14 protein-coding genes and 1 pseudogene are annotated in these 18626 nt (G+C 64.2%); 7 read left to right on the forward strand and 8 right to left on the reverse strand.

All coding sequences use genetic code 11. The annotated features are described in order from the left end of the window. The first annotated feature begins 3 nt into the window (after nucleotides 1–3). Both G6N27_RS00930 and G6N27_RS00935 read left to right on the forward strand, forming a co-directional pair. Nucleotides 4–1224 carry a winged helix-turn-helix domain-containing protein gene (locus G6N27_RS00930; RefSeq protein ID WP_163774477.1) on the forward strand — a complete coding sequence of 407 codons (1221 nt, stop codon included), beginning with the start codon at nucleotides 4–6 and terminating at the stop codon, nucleotides 1222–1224. Nucleotides 1225–1265: 41 nt separating this feature from the next. Then, a complete protein-coding gene (locus G6N27_RS00935; protein ID WP_163774479.1) occupies nucleotides 1266–1712 on the forward strand; it encodes a hypothetical protein in 447 nt (148 codons plus the stop codon). On the opposite strand, the gene G6N27_RS00940 is transcribed toward G6N27_RS00935, so the two are convergent. After that, on the reverse strand, nucleotides 1702–3237 hold the full coding sequence (locus tag G6N27_RS00940) for a lipoxygenase family protein (RefSeq protein ID WP_163774481.1): 1536 nt from the start codon (nucleotides 3235–3237) through the stop codon (nucleotides 1702–1704). The two genes, G6N27_RS00935 and G6N27_RS00940, sit on opposite strands and share 11 nt — an antisense overlap. Before the next feature lie 18 nt (nucleotides 3238–3255). After that, entirely contained in the window at nucleotides 3256–5634 is a 2379-nt protein-coding gene (locus G6N27_RS00945) for a peroxidase family protein (RefSeq protein ID WP_163774482.1), read from the reverse strand. Between the two features lie 170 nt (nucleotides 5635–5804). Here G6N27_RS00945 and G6N27_RS00950 point away from each other — a divergent pair, with 170 nt between their 5' ends. From G6N27_RS00950 to G6N27_RS00970, 5 genes are all read left to right on the forward strand, one after another. Beyond that, entirely contained in the window at nucleotides 5805–9143 is a 3339-nt protein-coding gene (locus G6N27_RS00950) for an ATP-binding protein (RefSeq protein ID WP_332103087.1), read from the forward strand. Nucleotides 9144–9235: 92 nt separating this feature from the next. Beyond that, on the forward strand, nucleotides 9236–10633 hold the full coding sequence (locus tag G6N27_RS00955; RefSeq protein ID WP_163774484.1) for an FAD-dependent oxidoreductase: 1398 nt from the start codon (nucleotides 9236–9238) through the stop codon (nucleotides 10631–10633). Between the two features lie 24 nt (nucleotides 10634–10657). Beyond that, nucleotides 10658–11410, forward strand: coding sequence for an FAD-dependent thymidylate synthase (thyX, locus tag G6N27_RS00960; protein WP_163774486.1), 753 nt, complete (start codon nucleotides 10658–10660; stop codon nucleotides 11408–11410). Between the two features lie 55 nt (nucleotides 11411–11465). Beyond that, entirely contained in the window at nucleotides 11466–12368 is a 903-nt protein-coding gene (dapA, locus tag G6N27_RS00965) for a 4-hydroxy-tetrahydrodipicolinate synthase (protein ID WP_163774487.1), read from the forward strand. Between the two features lie 4 nt (nucleotides 12369–12372). Continuing rightward, nucleotides 12373–14049 (forward strand): ribonuclease J, encoded by a 1677-nt coding sequence (locus G6N27_RS00970; RefSeq protein ID WP_163774489.1) that lies wholly within the window; start codon nucleotides 12373–12375, stop codon nucleotides 14047–14049. A 14-nt stretch (nucleotides 14050–14063) separates the two neighbouring features. Here G6N27_RS00970 and G6N27_RS00975 read toward each other — a convergent pair whose 3' ends face one another. The 6 genes and pseudogenes from G6N27_RS00975 to G6N27_RS01000 all read right to left on the reverse strand — a co-directional run bounded on the left by G6N27_RS00975 (nucleotide 14064) and on the right by G6N27_RS01000 (nucleotide 18588). Further along, entirely contained in the window at nucleotides 14064–15791 is a 1728-nt protein-coding gene (locus G6N27_RS00975) for a GMC oxidoreductase (protein ID WP_163774491.1), read from the reverse strand. Then, on the reverse strand, nucleotides 15784–16581 hold the full coding sequence (locus tag G6N27_RS00980; protein WP_163774492.1) for a gluconate 2-dehydrogenase subunit 3 family protein: 798 nt from the start codon (nucleotides 16579–16581) through the stop codon (nucleotides 15784–15786). The genes G6N27_RS00975 and G6N27_RS00980 overlap by 8 nt, the downstream gene beginning before the upstream one ends. 7 nt (nucleotides 16582–16588) lie before the next feature. Continuing rightward, complete coding sequence (locus G6N27_RS00985; RefSeq protein WP_163774493.1) at nucleotides 16589–17035, reverse strand: hypothetical protein; 447 nt, start codon at nucleotides 17033–17035, stop codon at nucleotides 16589–16591. Nucleotides 17036–17174: 139 nt separating this feature from the next. Further along, nucleotides 17175–17468, reverse strand: a pseudogene (locus G6N27_RS00990) (SAM-dependent methyltransferase); the annotation flags it as partial. After that, nucleotides 17456–18277 carry a mycofactocin-coupled SDR family oxidoreductase gene (locus tag G6N27_RS00995; protein ID WP_163774496.1) on the reverse strand — a complete coding sequence of 274 codons (822 nt, stop codon included), beginning with the start codon at nucleotides 18275–18277 and terminating at the stop codon, nucleotides 17456–17458. The gene G6N27_RS00995 and the pseudogene G6N27_RS00990, both read right to left, overlap by 13 nt. After that, nucleotides 18274–18588: a putative quinol monooxygenase gene (locus G6N27_RS01000; RefSeq protein ID WP_163774498.1), complete on the reverse strand. Its 315-nt coding sequence runs from the start codon at nucleotides 18586–18588 to the stop codon at nucleotides 18274–18276. The genes G6N27_RS00995 and G6N27_RS01000 overlap by 4 nt, the downstream gene beginning before the upstream one ends. Between the last annotated feature and the right edge of the window lie 38 nt (nucleotides 18589–18626).

Raw genomic sequence — 18626 nt, forward strand, 5'->3', positions numbered from 1 at the left:
CGCGTGTCCTCCAGGCTGACCGTAGCTCAGGCTCGACGCATAGCTGTTGCGGCACAAGGGTTTAGCGAGCCGCGGCCAGCTGGGCAGATCACCCGTGCACATCTGCGTCGGCTGATCTCGCGTATCCAGGTACTGCAACTGGATTCAGTGTCGGTCGCGGTACGCGCGCACTATGCGCCGGTGTTCAGCCGGCTCGGGCCTTACGACCGCGACGTGCTCGACCGCGCTGCGTGGGCGCACAGCGCCCGCTCGCCGCGGCTGCTGGTGGAGTACTGGGCGCACGAGGCCGCGCTGATGGCTGTCGACGATTGGCCGCTGCTGCGCTGGCGGATGCGCGAATACCGGCACGGGCGGTGGGGCAAACACATCGTCAAGGCCAACCCCCAACTGGCCGACGATATCGTGGCCGCCGTCGCCGAGTTGGGCCCGTCGACTGCCGGCCAGATCGAGAACCACCTTGCGGAGGTGCCTCGCCGCGCGAAAGGGGCCTGGTGGAATCGCAGTGACACCAAGTGGGTTGCCGAAGCGTTGTTCGCCGCAGGCACGCTGACGACGTCGACCCGGGTGGGGTTCGCCCGGCATTACGACCTGACGGAGAAGGTGCTGCCCGCCGAGGTGCTGGCCCGGGAGGTCGCTGCAGAAGACGCTGTCCGTGAGCTCATGCTGCGCGCCGCAACCGCGTTGGGCGTGGCTACCGCGGCCGACATCCGCGACTACTTCCGGCTGGCAGCCGGACAGGCCAAACCGGCGATCGCCAAGCTGATAGCCGACGGCGAGCTGGAGCAGGTGACTGTTGACGGGTGGCCAGCACCAGCGTATTTAGTTGCGGGACAATCGATTCCGCGACGTGATCGTGGCACGGCACTGCTGTGCCCGTTCGACCCGCTGATCTTCTTCCGCCCGCGGGTCGAGCGGCTGTTCAATTTCCACTATCGCGTCGAGATCTATACGCCGGCGAACAAGCGACAGTACGGGTACTACGTATGGCCGTTTCTGCTCGACGGCGAGTTGGTGGGACGGGTCGACCTCAAGGCCGATCGAACCGCGGACGCGCTGCATGTCGTGGCGGCATTTGTCGAGGCAGATCGTTCACCGTCGCACGTCGCCCAAGCGCTGGCCGGTGAGTTGCAGGCGATGGCGGGCTGGTTGGGGCTGGCCGGCGTGACGGCCGGCCAGCGTGGTGATTTGGCCGGCGAACTGCGAAAGGCTTTGGTGCGACGGTGAAGAACGTCAGACGTGGGGATCTACTGGCGAAGTCGGCGGGGGTGTTCGTCGCCTACACGGCTATCATGCTCTCGATCGAGCGACGACTTCGTCGCGGTGGTGGCCCAGGAATCATCGCTTTCGAACTGGCAGGCACCGCTTCTCGGGCCGAAGTCATGTTGGACGCATGGGGGCCGGAGGGTCGCCGATTTGCGCGGCTGTCAATGTGGCTCGATTTCGGTTACATGGCGAGTTACGGCGCGCTGCTTGCCGTCTGGCTCGATCGAGTGCGCCGCCGACGCGGGCACTCCGCTGTGCTTCCGGTATTGGTGGTAGTTGCGGTGGCGGGCGATGCGGTAGAAGGTGTTTCGCTTCTCAAGGTGCTCAACGGAAATCGCGTCGCGGCCAACGCCCGGCGCGCCAGGACAGCGGCTCTCGCCAAGTTCACAGTGCTTGCCGGCTGCCTCGGGTATATCGCCGCGCGCTCGTCGGTGCTTTTTAGGCGTTGATGTTGACCTTCAGCTGGCTTGGGTAGAGCCGCCACACTGCATCCGGCTGGCTTCTCATCTGAGCCTCCAGCTTGGCGAGGTCGGCCTGGAACTGGATCATGACGAGCTGGGCGCGGTAATCAAGCGCGAGACTGTCGAAGTCATCCATCAGGGCGCGTCGATGCACATTCAGGTTGAAGTTTGAGTTCACCAGTCGCTGGTAGATATCCAACGGCTCGCGCCGAAAATCGCTATAAATCCGCGCCGGCTGACGGTGCGTCCACAGCTGATAGTTCCACATGCAGCTGCCGAGGATCTCGTGCTGCACTGTCACTGAGTACAGTTGACCCGCCAGCATCCGCGCCAACTCATCCCAGGTAAAGCTGGTGGGGTTTACGCCAACTCCGTTGGGAATAACCGTGTTGAGTTCACCCAGCCACGCTAGCGTCTCTGGATCTTGGTGAATACTGTTGCTGCCGCGGGCTTTTCGCGGATAGTAGATTCCCAGGTAGTTGCGCACATATCGGTGCAGGACGTCGAACAGCGCTTCGAGGTTATCCTGCGTCGGCGTATCGAAAACGGCACCGCGCACTTTGCGTGATTTGCCGTACTCCTCAGGGTCGTTCACGTCGTGGGAATATTGCAGGTAGGTGTCGTCGAATAGTTTGCACATCCCCTCGAAGGTCAGGCTGAAGGTCGTCTCGAAGTCGCCGCCGCGTTCCATCTGCCCGCGGGTGACCATGTCGTTGCTTTGCTGGGTGCCGTAGACGTACGGCCACAACAGCCTGAACAGAGGATGATTGGCTGACAGGGAATTGCGCGTAGCGATGGCTAACTGGGCTCCACCTGCCAGGTGTACCCAGTTGTAGTGGCGTACGAGTGAAAGATGCGTCGAGGCTGCGCACAACACTATTTTGGTGGCCTGGTCCCACTCTGGGTCGTTCGGTGTGATCGAATTGCCCAGCACGCAGTCGATCTCATATGCCTCTAACGAACGTCGGACCTTGTTAACGCGGAACAACACACGCGAACCGATCTTCAACAGCCCGCGGTGGTGCTGGTAGTTGTCGAGCATGCGAAGGTCCCATTCCCATGCCGCGCGACGCGCCGAGCGCTGTGTGTAGCACGCGTAGGGACCACGTACTGCCAGCGAACCAAGGTCTGGACTACCGAGGAACTCGGCCGGCATCCGGGGCGCATCGAATAGTCTGCGACGCGGACCTTTGTACGCTTTTTTCAGCGCTACCTGCGGATCGGCGTCTATCTCCGGTAGGCGTCGCTGCATGGGTGAAAAAGCTTTGTAGAGCCAAACCTGGATGTCATAGAAGGTGGTGTGCACCCACTTCTGTTCATCTTTGGGGACGTCTGCGCGTGCGCAGACCATCACGTTGTGCAGCTGCACTGCCGGAATCGCCTGGATCATCGGCTTCGGGGTGATGTGGCGCCATGCGGTCGACGGCCGTTTGATGACGAGCGGCCTGCTCGCAAAAAACTTCAACCAGGCGAGGATGTCCCAAAACCAGCGGCGCACAGACCACATCAGCATTTGCACTCCCGACGATGTTTAGGCATTGCGGTATGCGTCGCCACGCCACGGATCGGGCTTCAAGTCACGGTCCCAGGCGCGCAGCGGGTGGGAATCGCGGCTGAGCACAGGTCCTTCATCCCAAGGCTCGAACGCGTTCTTGATGTTGGCAAGACCGGTGTCGGCGAGTTCCGGGTAGTGACGCAGGATCACGGTCTTGAAGTCGGTTTGGTCGATCCACCGGAGGCCCTCGGGCGTGTACACATCTTCGTTGTAACAATCGGTGTAGAAACGGTCCGCCTGTAGCCGCCGGCTCGCGCTGACGACGAAGATCTGAAACACCGTCTCGCCGAAGCCGAAATGGGTGGGCCGCTGGGCTTCGGCGAGCGTGCCGATCAGCAGGTCGAGGTCCTCGACGTTGTCCGGCGGGCCGCCATAGACGGACCTCAGATTATTGAGGGCTTTCGGGTCATCGGTGAGGTCGTCGAAGCTGCGAATCGGTTTCAGCCCCAGTTGGCGACGGAACTCGTTGTACCGGGGGACGCCGCGTTCGCGTGCGCGCAGGATGTCCACCGCTCCCAGGTCGAAGAACGAGTTCCCCGGGACGCTGAGGTCTTGCATGAAGCGCGGAAAGTTGTTGAGCACCAGGGCGCCCGGGTGCTGGTTGCCGAACGAGAAGAACAGGTCAGACATGGCGTACTGCTGCGTGAGCAGGGTTGAGCCGCGCTGGCGCGAGGCGGCGAACGCCTCAGGGTATATCCCGGGGATGCCGCGTCGCCGCAGTTGTAGTGTCTCAGGCAGCAGTGAATGCAGTCGATATACCTCAACGAATTCCTCCGACAGCCCAAAAACGCAGTCGTGCTTGTTGATCGGGTTACCGACAATGCCGCCAAGCTCGGGGTTGCCGATGTTGATCTCGGCTACCGTCTTGCGGTCCTTGCTCTTATGCCGCAGGTAGGTCAGCAAGCCGTACCAGTTCGAGTTCATTCCCATCTCGAGCGTCTGGTTGGGCAAGATCGCAGGGGTCCACTCGACTGAGTGGATCTTCGCCATAACCGCAGCGTTGATTAGGCGCGCCACATTGAAGAGGAGGTTGTCGTCCCAGTTCGGGTAGGCCCGATGCAGCATGTCGCAGATCGCGTTGTGTTCTCTCACAAAAAGGGTGTGCAGCATCGACAGCCCCACCCACCAGTTGCGCATGAAAGCGGTCTCCTCGACACCGGTTTTGGGGTCTACCGGCAGCAGCCCGCCAGGGCCGAGCCGCATCTTGCCGGACTTATGGCTGCGGAGATGGTCCTGGGTGGCCTGGTCGCTGCCATAGATTTGCGAGCCATCCCACCAGTGGGTGACTTCGTTGATGAAACTGGTCGCGGCGGGGTCCGGTCTCATGCCCGCGTTGCGCGTCGGGTCAGGCTCGGTAGTGCTGATGACTAGTTCGTGTTGGTGATAGCGCTGAATCGCCGGGTCGTCGTCCGGCAGGGGCACTGTGATAAGCGAATTGGGCGCGACGTCGCCGTGGCTGATCCAGTCATGGGTCATGAATTGGATCCACGATGCGGCCAATAAGTTCAGAAACAAGACTGGCGCCATGTCCGGTTGGCCATCAGCGTCGTCAGGACGGGTAAGCAATTTCAGGCTGATCTCGCGCGGGTTTGGCGTCAGCAGGCGCGGGCTTTTCTCGGGGTGGGTGGCGGAGAACTCGACGTTTCGCAGGAATCGGGTGTTGGCCGCGCCTTCTTTCGGGTCGGACAGGTTATTCCAGCTTCCGTCGGCGGTGCGGAAACGAGCGACTCCGGGGGGCGGTGGTGGGCCGTTCTTGAGGAAGGCGACGAGTTCTCCGGGCGGGTAGGTGCTTTTGAGGTTCTCCGCGCTGAGTCGCTCGCGGATGTAGGCCAGCAGCAGTACTCCGACGACCATCCCGTGGCGATACCAGTTGGTCCATACCGTGCCGCGGTACCCGAATACCCGACCCACAATTTTGATGAGGAGATCCATCAACACCGTCAGTACCGCACCGGCTCCATTGCCTAACCAGAGCCGAAACCACTTGATGCAGCAGCGACACGACCGAGCCGCAGGCGGGTCGGGAATGGCGCCGGGAGGCACGGAAGGCCACGAGAGAAGGTCCGTCTTGGTGGGGTAATGCGGCGCCGGCACGTGGACGTAGATCTCGGCGGCCGAGTTGGATTTCGCGAGGGCTTCCATTTTGGCCCAGTCGGCGGCGTCCGTGCCGCCGGCTTTCACCGCCTCGGCGTAAAGCTCCGCTGCGGCCTGATATTCCTCGCGCTTGAAGTGGGCCAGCGCCGCCAACACACACGCCTTGCCATCGCGCTGCTCGGGGGGAAGGCCCTCAAACCAGTTGATGACGTCCTCGTATTCGCCCCTTTTCAAGGCCTCCAACGCCTCTCTGTAAGACACATGAAGCTCCTTGCGTGGCAACCCCGGAGCTAAAACGTACTTGAAGCGGTCGCAGAAGGCGGAATAAAACCCGCAATTCACCAGCGGGAAGGCCGATTATCGTCAATTGTTTAATCATCCAGGTGAAAAACACCGGATAGGACAGTCACGCCGGACGTTGCCGACCAATAGTGTTAACCGCGCGTGTTACGTCTTCCAAAGGGCTTCCCCGGCAGCGCCGCCGGTTAATAATCAAGCTATTGCTGCTCGAAGCTTTGGGGTGGGTGCACTCGGCAGCCCGGATAAGTGATTGGCGGCAGGAGAGGCAGATGGGGCCAGCAGGCGCGATGTGCCGAGCGTGCGGCACCGAACTGCGTGTTGGGGCCCGGTTCTGCGACTCATGCGGGGTACAGGCTCCCGAAGCAGACCAGCAGCCCGAGTTCAAGCAGGTGACGGTGCTGTTCGCTGATGTGGTGAATTCGTTGACGATCGCCTCGGCGGTTGGCGCGGAGCGGTTGCGCGAGATAATGGCCGAGGTTTTCGGCTGCGCGGCAACAATTACCCGTCGGTACGGCGGCACGGTCGACAAGTTCACCGGCGACGGCATCATGGCACTGTTTGGGGCACCGGTCGCGCTGGAGGATCACGCTTTCCGGGCTTGTCTGGCGGCTTTGGATATTCAAGAGCAGATCGCGCAGCTGGCTGATGAAGTGCTGCACCGCGACGGCGTCGTGCTGCAGCTGCGGGTCGGACTGAACTCTGGCCGGGTGATTGCCGGCGAAATCAGTTCTGACGCAAGGGCATACACCGCGGTTGGTGAGGAGGTCGGTTTAGCGCAGCGGATGGAATCGGTCGCCCCGCCCGGTGGGGTGATGCTGAGTGAGTCGACAGCGCGGCTGGTCGAATATGCCACCGTGCTGGGCGCGCCCGAGTTGGTGCACATCAAGGGTGCCGACGAGCCGTTACCCGCGCGTCGGCTGCTGGGGGCCGCTGCTGAGCGCATGCGGATCGGCCGGCGTGAACCAACCCTGGTCGGACGCGCCTGGGAGATGAACACCGTCGCCGGCATTCTCGACCAGGCGATCAGCGGTGCCGGATGTGTGGTCGGGGTGGTGGGACCACCCGGTATCGGCAAGAGCCGCATCATGAATGAGGCCGTCACGCTTGCTACCAGTCGTGGGGTCGAGGTGTTCACCGTCGCGTGCGAATCCCATACCCGCGAGGTCCCGTTTCATCTGGTGGCGCGATTGCTGCGCAGGGTTTTCGGGGTGAGCAACCTCGATGAGCACGCGGGCCGGGCGCGGGTGCGGGCCCGCATGCCCGACGCCAACCCAGAAGACCTGTCGCTGCTGGAAGACTTGCTCGGAATCGGCGACCCCGATGCCGCGCTGCCTGACATCACCGCCGATGCCCGGCGGCGCCGGTTGGCGGCGTTGTTGAAGGCCATCGCCCTGACCCGGACCACACCGGCGCAGTACGTCATCGAAGACGTGCACTGGATCGACGAGGTCAGCGAGGCCATGCTCGCTGAATTGGTCACCGTTGTGCGGCAGGGCCATTCGCTGGTGCTGATCACCTACCGCCCCGAATACCGGGGTGCGTTGTCGCGAACACCGGGTACACAGACGATCTCGCTGACGCCGTTGAACTCGGCGCAGACCTCAGCGTTGACCGCGGAGCTACTAGGTACTGACCCGTCGGTGCGAGCCCTGAGCGCACGGATTGCCGACCGGGCCGCCGGGAATCCGTTCTTCGCTGAGGAGATGGTGCGTGACCTGGCCCAGCGCGGCGTACTCGACGGCGATCGCGGCGCGTATAGCTGCGGAGAGGACGTCGCCGACGTCAGTGTGCCGGCCACGTTGCAAGCCACCATCGCCGCTCGCATCGACCGCCTCGGTCGGCCTGCGAAGCAGTTCCTTTACGCCGCTGCGGTCGTCGGCGCGCGATTCAGGGCCGAGCTGGTGGCCGCTTTGCTGGATGACATCGACGCAGCCGGCGCGATCGCCGAGTTACTGCAGGTGGAGTTGATCGATCAGGTGATGTTCACTCCGCGCGCCGTGTATGCGTTTCGGCACCCATTGATCCGGACGGTGGCCTACGAGTCGCAGCTGAAGTCCGGGCGGGCCGAATTGCACCGACGGTCGGCTATCGCGATTGAGCAGCAGGATCCCGGCGCGGCCGATGAGAACGCCGCCCTGATTGCTGAAAACCTTGAGGCTGGCGGAGATTTGCGCGCGGCGTTCGACTGGCACATGCGCGCCGGCGCGTGGTCGGCCTTCCGTGACATTCGGGCGGCCCGCACCAACTGGCAGCGGGCTCGTCAGGTGGCCGACCGACTACCCGCCGACACCCCGTATCGGGCATCGTTGCAGATCGCGCCTCGCAACCTGTTATGCGGCACCCTGTGGCGGACCGGTGGCAGTATCGCCGCCACGGGTTTCGACGAATTGCGAGATCTCTGCACTGCGGCAGACGACAAGGTCTCGTTGGCGATCGGCATGACCGGATACATCATGGCGTTGACCTTTCACAACCGGTTCCGCGATGCGGCCCAGGTCGCTTCAGAGCAGAGCGAACTGCTCGAATCGATCGGGGATCCGACGCTGACGGTGGCACTACTGTTCGCGGCGATATACGCCAAATGCCAAGCGGGGGAGATGATCGAGGCCCTGCGATTGGCGGATCGACTCATCGACTTGGCCGACGGGGATCCCACCAAGGGGAACTTGATTTTCGGCTCACCGCTGAGCACTGCCATCGCGATGCGCGGCCACGTCAAGATGTGCCTGGGAATCCGAGGATGGCTGGACGACGCCGCCACGTCAATCGCGATGGCGGCTCCGCTGGACCCGACGAGTTATGTTTTCGCCCTGCTCTGGAAGTACGTCGCCTCCATCCCATTCGGGGCGCTACCGGCCGATGCGACCGCCATGCGCGAGACCACCGAGGCGCTGCGCATCGCCGAAAGTTCGAGCGACGACTTCGTTCTCGGAATGGGCCGACTCAGCCGAGGCCTAGTGCTGGTTACCGGCGAGGGCCCAGAACGCGAGGCGGGTCTGGACCTGTTCACCCAAGCTCGCGACATGGCTGTGGCGGAACGGTTCTCCCTGAGTTCGCTGACTATCGTCGACCCCGAGTTCGCGATGGAGAAGGCCCGGAACGGGGATCTCGATGGTGCCGTCGAACTAGCGCGCTCGGTGGTGGACGGCGCATACGAAAGCGGCGACATGATCTGGCGCGGAAGGGCCACCGAAGTTCTGATGCAACTGCTGATCCGACGCGGTTCTGTTGCAGATCTGCAAGAAGCGGAGACGGCGATAGACCGACTGGCCGCCATACCAACCGATCCCGGCTTCGTGCTGCACGAACTGCCCCTGCTGCGTTCGCGGGCACTGCTTGCGCGGGCGCATGGTGACGAAAAGGGCCACCGGAACTTCGCCGAACAACACCGCGCCAAGGCGGCAGCGGCGGGGTTCGACGCTATCACGGCCGATGCCAACGCGACGGTGATTGTGCCCCAACGTGACTGAGCGAATGTCTGACAACTACGGCGGTGCACGAAAAGAGTCTTGGTCAGCCAATTTCGTTGACGAACGTTCGACTTCGACGCAGGAGTTCCGCCATGGCACGACTGGGTGAGCGTGCGGTCGTTCTCGGGGCGAGCATGGGCGGGCTGCTCGCGGCGCGGGTCCTCGCCGACTTCTTTGACACTGTCACGGTAGTCGAGCGTGATGAGTTACCGGATCATCCCGCTGTCCGACGCGGGGTGCCGCAGGGCCGGCATGTTCATGTTCTGCTGGCCCGCGGGGCGCAGATCTTCGATGAGCTCTTCCCTGGGCTTCTCGATGAACTGGTCGCCGACGGCGCTCCCGTGTGGGACGACGGCGAACTGTCCAAGCTGCGCCTGTCTTTCGGTGGCCACGACATACTGCGCTCGGGCAAGGTCGCGAAAGAGGCCAAGGCGTTAGCGATCCACTTGCCGAGCAGGCCGTTTCTGGAATGCCATGTGCGGCGGCGCCTCCGGGCGATGAGCAACGTGACGATTCTCAGCGGACACGAGATGGTCGAGTTGGCGGCGACACCGGATCGCCGCCGTGTCACCGGGGTACGGGTTGTCGGCCGCGACGACGGCGCTGAACGGGCGCTGACTGCCGACGTCGTCATGGATGCGATGGGTCGCGGTGCGCACACGCCGGCTTTCCTGGACAGCCTCGGCTACGGTCGACCGGTCGAGGACCACATCATCATGCATACGAACTACGTGAGCCAACTGCTGCAAATCCCCGCGGGCACGCTGAACGAGATGTTGGTCGATATCGGCCCCGCGCCGGACAGGCCAGCCGGAATGTTCCTGAGCGGCTACGAGAACGACACGTGGATGTTCACGGTTTTCGGGATGGCGGGAAACCAGCCGCCCCGCGATCTGGCCGGCATGCTGTCATTCGCCGAGGAGTACTGCCCCGCGCACCTCTATGCGGCGATCCGGGCTGCCGAACCGATTGGCGACACGGCACATCACCACATGCCGTCCAGCCAGTGGCGACGCTACGACAAAATGTCCCGACTACCGGACGGTCTGCTGGTGTGCGGCGACGCAATCTGCAGCTTCAATCCCATCTACGGACAGGGAATGACGGTGGCCGCGTTGGAGGCCGTCGCGCTGCGGGCGTGTTTGCATCGCGGCGACACCGATCTGCCCGGGCGATATTTCCGTGCTGCAGCGAAACCGATTGGCGTGGCCTGGCAGATGGTAGCGAGCTTGGACCTGGCCTTCCCGGCGGTGGCGGGGCGACGGTCACGATGGTTGCGCGTTGCTACCCGGCTGGTGGATTGGGCGCTGACGGCCTCTGAGTCCGATCCGGTTGTCGCCGTGCGCTTCTTCAGAGTCAACAGCCTTGTCGATTCGCCAATTCGCCTGCTGCATCCCTCATTTGTCTGCCGCGCAGCGGTGGTGACACTGCGCCGTCGCCGCGGCGATAGACAACCTGGGCAAGCCGTAGTGGCCGAGCAGGCCCGCTAGTTCCCGACCGCTAGGGTATTCGCCGTGGCTGAGACCGCGCCGTTGCACGTGCAACTGATCGCCAAGACCGACTTCGTCGCGCCGCCCGACGTGCCGTGGAGCGCCGACGCCGACGGCGGGCAGGCACTGGTCGAGTTCGCCGGCCGGGCCTGCTACCAGAGCTGGTCCAAGCCCAATCCCAAGACCGCGACCAACACCGCCTACCTGCGGCACATCATCGACGTCGGGCATCTGTCTGTGCTCGAGCACGCGAGCGTCTCGTTCTACATCACCGGCATATCGCGGTCGTGCACCCACGAGCTGATCCGGCACCGGCACTTCTCCTACTCGCAGCTGTCGCAGCGCTATGTGCCTGAACACGAGTCTCATATCGTGGTGCCGCCCGGCATGGCGGACGACGATGACCTTCGTCGCATCCTTACCGAAGCCGCCGACGCGAGCCGTGCCACCTATACCGAGCTGCTGGACAAGCTGGAAGCCAAATTCGCCGATCAACCCAATGCGGTGTTGCGCCGCAAACAGGCTCGTCAGGCCGCGCGTGCCGTGCTGCCCAACGCCACCGAGACCCGCATTGTCGTCACCGGCAACTACCGGGCCTGGCGGCATTTCATCGCGGTTCGGGCCAGCGAACACGCCGATATCGAGATCCGGCGACTGGCCATCGCATGTCTCCGTGAGCTGGTTGACGTCGCGCCCGCGGTATTCAGCGACTTCGACATCGTGACGCTGGCCGACGGGACCGAGGTGGCGACCAGCCCGCTGGCCACCGAGGCCTGAGCAAACCGCGCTGCCTTGCCAAATCGGTTTGGTACCGCCAGGTAACCTTGGGTTCGTGAGCACGGGCGGATTCGACGTACATACGCGCTTGGGCACGCTGCTGACCGCCATGGTGACGCCGTTCGCCCCGGACGGGTCGCTGGACATCCCCGCCGCGGTGCGAGTGGCCAATCACCTGGTCGACGCCGGCTGCGACGGCCTGGTGGTGTCGGGCACCACCGGTGAATCGCCGACCACCACCGACGCCGAAAAGCTCACGCTGCTTCGGGCGGTGCTCGAGGCGGTCGGCGATCGCGCCCGCATCATCGCCGGAGCGGGGACCTACGACACCGCGCACAGCATCCAGTTGGCCAAGGCCAGCGCCGCCGAAGGTGCGCACGGGCTACTCGTGGTCACACCGTATTACTCGCGGCCGCCGCAGACCGGACTGCTCGCACACTTCACTGCGGTCGCCGACGCGACGCCGCTGCCGGTGTTGCTCTACGACATCCCGCCGCGGTCGGTGGTGCCGATCGAATTCGAGACACTGCGGGCGTTGTCGGCGCACCCCAACATCGTCGGCGTCAAAGACGCCAAAGGTGATCTGCATGGCGGTGCGCAGTTGATGGCCGAGGCCGGTCTGGCCTACTACTCCGGCGACGACGCGCTGAACCTGCCCTGGCTCGCGATGGGCGCGACCGGATTCATCAGCGTGATCTCTCACCTGGCGGCCGGTCAGCTTCGAGACTTGATGTCCGCCTTCGCTTCTGGCGACGTCAGTACCGCCCGCAAGATCAATGTGGCGATCGCCCCGCTGTGCAATGCGATGAGCCGCCTCGGCGGCGTGACGATGTCCAAGGCCGGATTGCGCCTGCAAGGCCTCGACGTAGGCGAGCCGCGGCTGCCGCAGGTTGCCGCGTCGGCTGAGCAGATCGACGCACTGGCCGCTGACATGCGCGCGGCCTCGGTGCTCAGGTGAACCGGTGGATGTAGACCTCCAGCCGCCGGGTCCGCTCGCCACAGGTGGTCTGCGGATCACCGCGCTGGGCGGAATCAGCGAAATCGGCCGCAACATGACGGTTTTCGAGCACCTCGGCCGGTTGCTGATCATCGACTGCGGGGTGATGTTCCCGACCCACGACGAGCCGGGCGTCGACCTGATCCTGCCCGACCTGCGACACATCGAAGGCCGGCTTGACGACGTCGAGGCTCTGGTGCTGACTCACGCCCACGAAGACCACATCGGTGCGATTCCGTTCCTGCTCAAGCTGCGTCCCGACATTCCAGTGGTCGGCTCGAAGTTCACCCTGGCCTTGGTCGCCGCGAAATGTCGTGAGCACCGGGTGAAGCCGGTGTTCATCGAGGTGGCCGAAGGGCAGCGCTCCACGCACGGCGTGTTCGAATGCGAGTTCTTCGCGGTCAACCACTCGATTCCCGACGCGCTGGCGATCGCGGTGCGCTCCGGAGCCGGAACCGTCCTGCACACCGGTGACATCAAACTCGACCAACTGCCGCTCGACGGTCGGCCCACCGACCTGCCGGGCATGTCGCGGCTCGGCGACGCCGGGGTGGATCTGTTCCTGTGCGACTCCACCAACGCCGAGATCCCGGGTGTGGGACCGTCGGAAAGCGAAGTCGGGCCGACGCTGCACCGGTTGATCCGGGGCGCACAGGGCCGCGTGATCGTTGCCTGTTTCGCCTCCAACGTGGATCGGGTACAGCAGATCATCGATGCCGCAACGGCATTGGGCCGGCGCGTGTCGTTCGTCGGCCGCTCGATGGTGCGCAACATGGGGATCGCGCGCGAGCTGGGATTTCTGCAGGTCGACGATTCCGACCTGGTAGAGATCGGTGCCGCGGAGATGATGGCGCCCGACCAGGTTGTGCTGATCACGACCGGAACTCAGGGTGAGCCGATGGCGGCGTTGTCGCGGATGTCGCGCGGCGAGCATCGCAGCATCACGCTGACTGCCGGTGACCTGATCATCCTGTCGTCGTCGCTGATACCGGGCAACGAAGAGGCCGTGTTTGGGGTGATCGACGAGCTGGCCAAAATTGGCGCTCGGGTGGTGACCAATCAGCAAGTCCGCGTACATGTTTCGGGCCACGCATACTCGGGCGAGTTGCTGTTCCTCTACAACGGCATCCGTCCCCGCAACGTGATGCCGGTGCACGGCACCTGGCGGATGCTGCGGGCCAACGCCAAGCTCGCCGCCAGCGCGGGGGTGCCCGAAGAGTCGATCGTGCTGGCCGAGAACGGAGTCAGCGTCGACCTGGTCGGCGGACGGGCAAGCATCGCCGGTGCGGTACCGGTCGGCAAGATGTTCGTCGACGGATTGATCACCGGAGACGTCGGCGACGCGACGTTGGGTGAAAGGCTGATCCTGTCCTCGGGTTTCGTCGCGGTGACGGTCGTCGTCCGGCGTGGGACCGGAAAGCCGGCCGCCCCGCCGCACGTGCATTCGCGCGGATTCTCCGAAGACCCCAAGGCACTCGAGCCGGCCGTCCGGCGAATCGAAGCCGAGCTGGAGTCGCTGGCGGCCGAGAACGTCACCGAGCCGGCCCGAATCGCGCAGGCCGTCCGGCGCACCGTCGGCAAGTGGGTGGGGGAGACCTACCGCCGGCAGCCGATGATCGTGCCCACCGTCATCGAAATCTGAGTTGCCAAGCGGGTTCACCCAATTGGACTCGGCACCGGATTTCGCCTGCCGGTGAGCCCACGTGCGGTGCGCAACGCGACCGCCATGATCGTGTTCGTGGGGTTGGAGCCGCCTGAGGTCGCGAAAACGCTGCTGTCGGAGCAGAACACGTTGTCCATCTGGTGCATTCGTCCGTCCCCGTCGACAACGCTGGTCATCGGGTTTGCGCCCATCTGCATCCCGCCCATGGTGTGCAGTCCGGTCGGTGGTGCGGTGCCGCCGATGGAATTTGCGGTGCTCTGCGGTACGGCGGCATACAACTGTGCGCCCGATGCCCCGCACATCGCCGACAGCAGCGGAATGAAGAACTCTTGCGAGACCCTTTCGAATTTCCCGATCTTGTAGGTGATCCGGGCCGCCGGCTGCCCGTTGAGGTCTTTGACCGTCGGGTCGAGACTCACGCTGTTCGTCAGGTAGGGCATGTCGGTGGCGAAACAGTCGACGCCGGCGAGCCGGTCACGCAGCAGCGAGGCGCGCATCAGCTCCTTGAACGGTCGGCCGAAAAACTGCACGCCCGGCAGAAACCCGAGGATTTCCTGGTAGAACTTGCCTTCCGCGATCGGGTTCTGGCTGCCACCGAGCTCGCACAGGCCGGCCCGGATGTATGGCAGCCCCCTGAGCCGAGCGAAGACTCGAGCTCCGCGGAAATCGGGATCGTTGAAGTCGAACACGACTTGCGTGCACGAGCGACCGCGGTAAGGATGCACGCGCTGGTTGAGGAAGATCGCGAAGCCGTCGTAGAAGTTTTGAAACATGATGCGCTTGCCGATGCGGTTATAGGGGTCAGGCAGATTGGATAGCAGCGCCAAGCGCGGTGACAGCACTGCGGAGCAGGCCAGCACAACCACGTCGGCGCTCTCTCCGCCGGCGTTGCCCGCTGCGTCGACAAAAGAGACGCCGGTCGCGCGACGGCCGGTGTAGTTGACCTGGGTGACGGTCGTCTGCGGCCGCAACTGCACCCGCCCGGTGTGCAGCGCACGCCGCAGCATGATCAGGTTGCCCGGCTTGGCGGAGATCGGGCACCCGTAGCCCGAGCAGAATCCGCAGTTGTTGCATGCCGGGGAGCCGTTGTATTCCACCGAATTGGCCGCCATCGGGAAGTAAAATGGCTGCAGCCCAAGGCGTTTCGCTCCCGCCGCAAGCAGTGTCGACGAGCGCATCTGCGCCCCCGGCGGCATCGGGAAGGGCTTCAGTTGCGGCTGGTGCCGCTGGACGAATGCGGGTATCGACGCGACATCGCCTTGCACTCCGATCAACGTCTCGATCTCGTCGTAGTACGGTGCGAGCTCGCTGTATTCGAACGGCCAATCCGCCATGTCCGCTCCGGGCACCGGGCCGAGCAGCGAGAGTCCCTTGAAGTCGATGTCCCACATCCGGGTGACCTTGACGTCCGAATGCGGGAATGCGCCGCCGACCTGGTTGGGAAGATCGTTGACGTCACCGACGTAGGTCGTCGCCGCATTCTGGCTGGTGGTTTGGCGGAAGGTGCGCGGGTAGGCCAGTGGATCCGGCTGCTCGAAGTAGCGGTACTGCGACTTGAGCTCGTCGTTGGAGAACACCGTCGGGAACGGCCCTTGTCCTTCGAGGTTGGAGTAATAGTTCGGTCCCATCTCGAAAATCACGACGTCCCAACCGGATTCCGCGAGTTCCATTGCCATGACCGACCCGCCCGCGCCTGAGCCGACGATGATCGCTTTACCCACCGGCGTTCACGCCGGCCTTACCCCCCATTTTGGCGATGGCCTGCGCCCATCCGCCCTGCACCAGCATCCCGATGATTCCGCTTTGGGCCAGCGTGTCCTTTTGGGGTGCTTCGACTTCGGCGTCGGTATAGCCGCGCGGCTGGATGTCTCCCGGCCACTGGATGTCCTGCCAGCCAACAAGGTTGGCGTTACCGCCGTACTCCGGCGCGGAATACATCCCCTCGATGGCGTGCCCGAACAGCAGCTGGGTGAACGACAGCGCCTGACCAGTCGCCAGGATGTTGTTCTGTTGCCTGGTCGACGCTGAGGTGAAGTCGCCGCCGGCCAGCTGGTCGAGCAGCGCGATGCCGTTGGTGTACTTGGTGCGCAGATCGTTGACCCGCTGCTGCCAGGCGTAGTTCTGGGCGCGGTCGAGCGGGACGAAGTCAGCCATGAAATCCTGCGTACCGCCGGCGCGGTTACTCCACGGCCCACCCGCGTGCACCTTCGGTGGCGAGAAAGAGAACGCCGCAAGCATGACGTCGATGTAGCGGACCACGTTTGCTTCGTGTGCCCCTGGACTGGTCTCGCCCGGGTCGTCTCCCGGTCCGGGGATCAGCCGGCGGGTGGCGGCGTCGAGCACCGCGGCTTGGTGGTCTGAAAGGTATTGGTAGGCCGCGTCGGCGGACGCCACCGGCAGGACGTTGTTGAGCGCGGCGGCCAGCGGCAGCAGGGTCAGCCCGCCGAGGACCGTGCGCCGGGATACCGGCGCCGACGAGCCGTGGCTTTCGGCGGCCTCGTCGCTGGCCACGAGGCGATTATGACGCTGACGACGGACTGCCCACTGGATGCCCGTGTCCGGCGTGTCGAAGGTGCTTTCCGGTTTTGTGGGAGCAATCCGCCGCGCCACGACGAGCACTGAGTGGCGGGGCACACGTCGCCTCCACGCAGTGGTCGAACAGCAGGCTCGCGAAGGGTGCCACCTGGCTACGCGACAGAATGAGGTTCTGGTGCAGAAGCGGCGCCGCGGCGAAGTCGCCGCCGGCCAGCTCGTCGAGCATCGCGATGCCGCGGGTGTACCGGTCACGGAGGTGGGCGAGCCGCTGCCGCAACGATCCGACTTTGTGCAGCTCGGTGGGTGCCACGTCGAACACCGACAGCAGGTGGTCTACGTAGATGACGACGTGCCCGGAAGGGTTCAACTCCGGGCTGGTGGCGATGCAGCGGATCGCCGCGGCGAGCACCGCAGCCTGGTGCCGAGACAAAAATCGGCACGCCGGTTCGGCTGGTGCACTTGAGAAACGGACAGCCCCGTCGCTGGCCATGTCGTGAGTATGACGCCGTTAGTACGCTGACCTGGGGACGCGCGTATTGCGGCGTGTCGTCAGCAGTTTGCAGACTCGGCTAGACCTTCTCCGCATACGCCGACCACTCGATCGGTGATGCCAACAGATCGCGACCGGTCGGTGCGACGTAGCGCTGCACAATCAGGTCCGGTCCGGCCTGCTCGATCAATCGCCACCCGTGTTGACTCAAGAACACGGCAACCTCGTCGGGCGCAATCCCGAAGTCCCACAAGTGTTGTCGTAGCCGGAATCGGCGATACAACGACTCGGCCCCGTACCGGTTGACGCCGTCGATGAAATCCTTGCGGACGTAGGCGCCGCGGGGTTTCGCGCCACGCGTTACTTGTTCAAGAAACCCGCGTCCACCGGAAGTGTGACACCGGTGATGTAGCGGGCCTGGTCGGACACCAGCCACGCCACCGCGTTGGCGATGTCCTCCGGTTGCAGAACCTCGACCGGCATGGCATTGCCCATGGTGCCCGGCGAATCGGTCTGAGCCGCCATCGTGGCCAGCCAGCCCCGGGTGAAGTCATTGTCGATCATCGGGGTTTCCACGCCCGTCGGATGAATCGAGTTGACCCGGATGCTCTGCCTGGCAAGAAGATTCGCATACACCCGCATCAGCCCGACCACACCGTGCTTGGCGGCCGCGTAGCCTACCGAGCCCGCATCGGGGCTGCCGACTCCGGCCAGTCCTGCCGCGGAACTGATCAGCACGATCGATCCGCCCTCGTCCTGCTTGACCATGGTCGGTATCGCGGCCTTGATGGTGTTGTAGACGCCGGTCAGATTGACGTCGATGACGTCGCGCCAGCCGTCGTCACCCGATTGCATGGGCGCGATACCGGCGTTAGCGATCACGATGTCGAGTCGGCCGAGTTCGTCGATGCCGGCCTGAACCGCGGTCGACAACGACGCCCGGTCGCGGACGTCGGCCTGCTTGGCCACGATGCGCGCGCCGGTGTCTTCAACGAGCTTGACGGTCGCTGCCAGATCGTCAGCGGTGGCCAGCGCATACGGCACGCTGGCGATCGGGGCGCAGATGTCGATGCCGATGATGTCGGCGCCGTCAGATGCCAAGCGCACCGCGTGTGCACGGCCTTGCCCGCGAGCAGCGCCGGTGATGAGTGCGACTTTGCCGGCCAGCGGGCCCTCGGTCACGGGCGAATCTGCCCTTTGTCCGGGTCGCCGGCGGGAACTGGTTGCAGCATCTTGATGTCGGGCGCGCCCACCAGGTGCTCGCCGGCCGCGGTGAACATCTTCGCGACCGCGGGGGCGGTGCTGTGAGTCTTCAGCGCCTCCTCGTCGGCCCACTGCTCGACGAAGACGAAGGTCTCACCCGACTGGTTGACCGAATACAGCTGGCAACCAGGCTCCTGGTGCACCTCCTCGGCCGCGGTCGTGAGGATGTCACGGACGGTGTCGACCGATTCAGGTTTGACGGTCAGCGTGGCGACGACGACAACGGGCATGCAGGCCTCCTGGACGAGAAGTGACGGCTGTCACCCTA

Source organism: Mycobacterium cookii, from assembly GCF_010727945.1.
GTDB lineage: Bacteria > Actinomycetota > Actinomycetes > Mycobacteriales > Mycobacteriaceae > Mycobacterium > Mycobacterium cookii.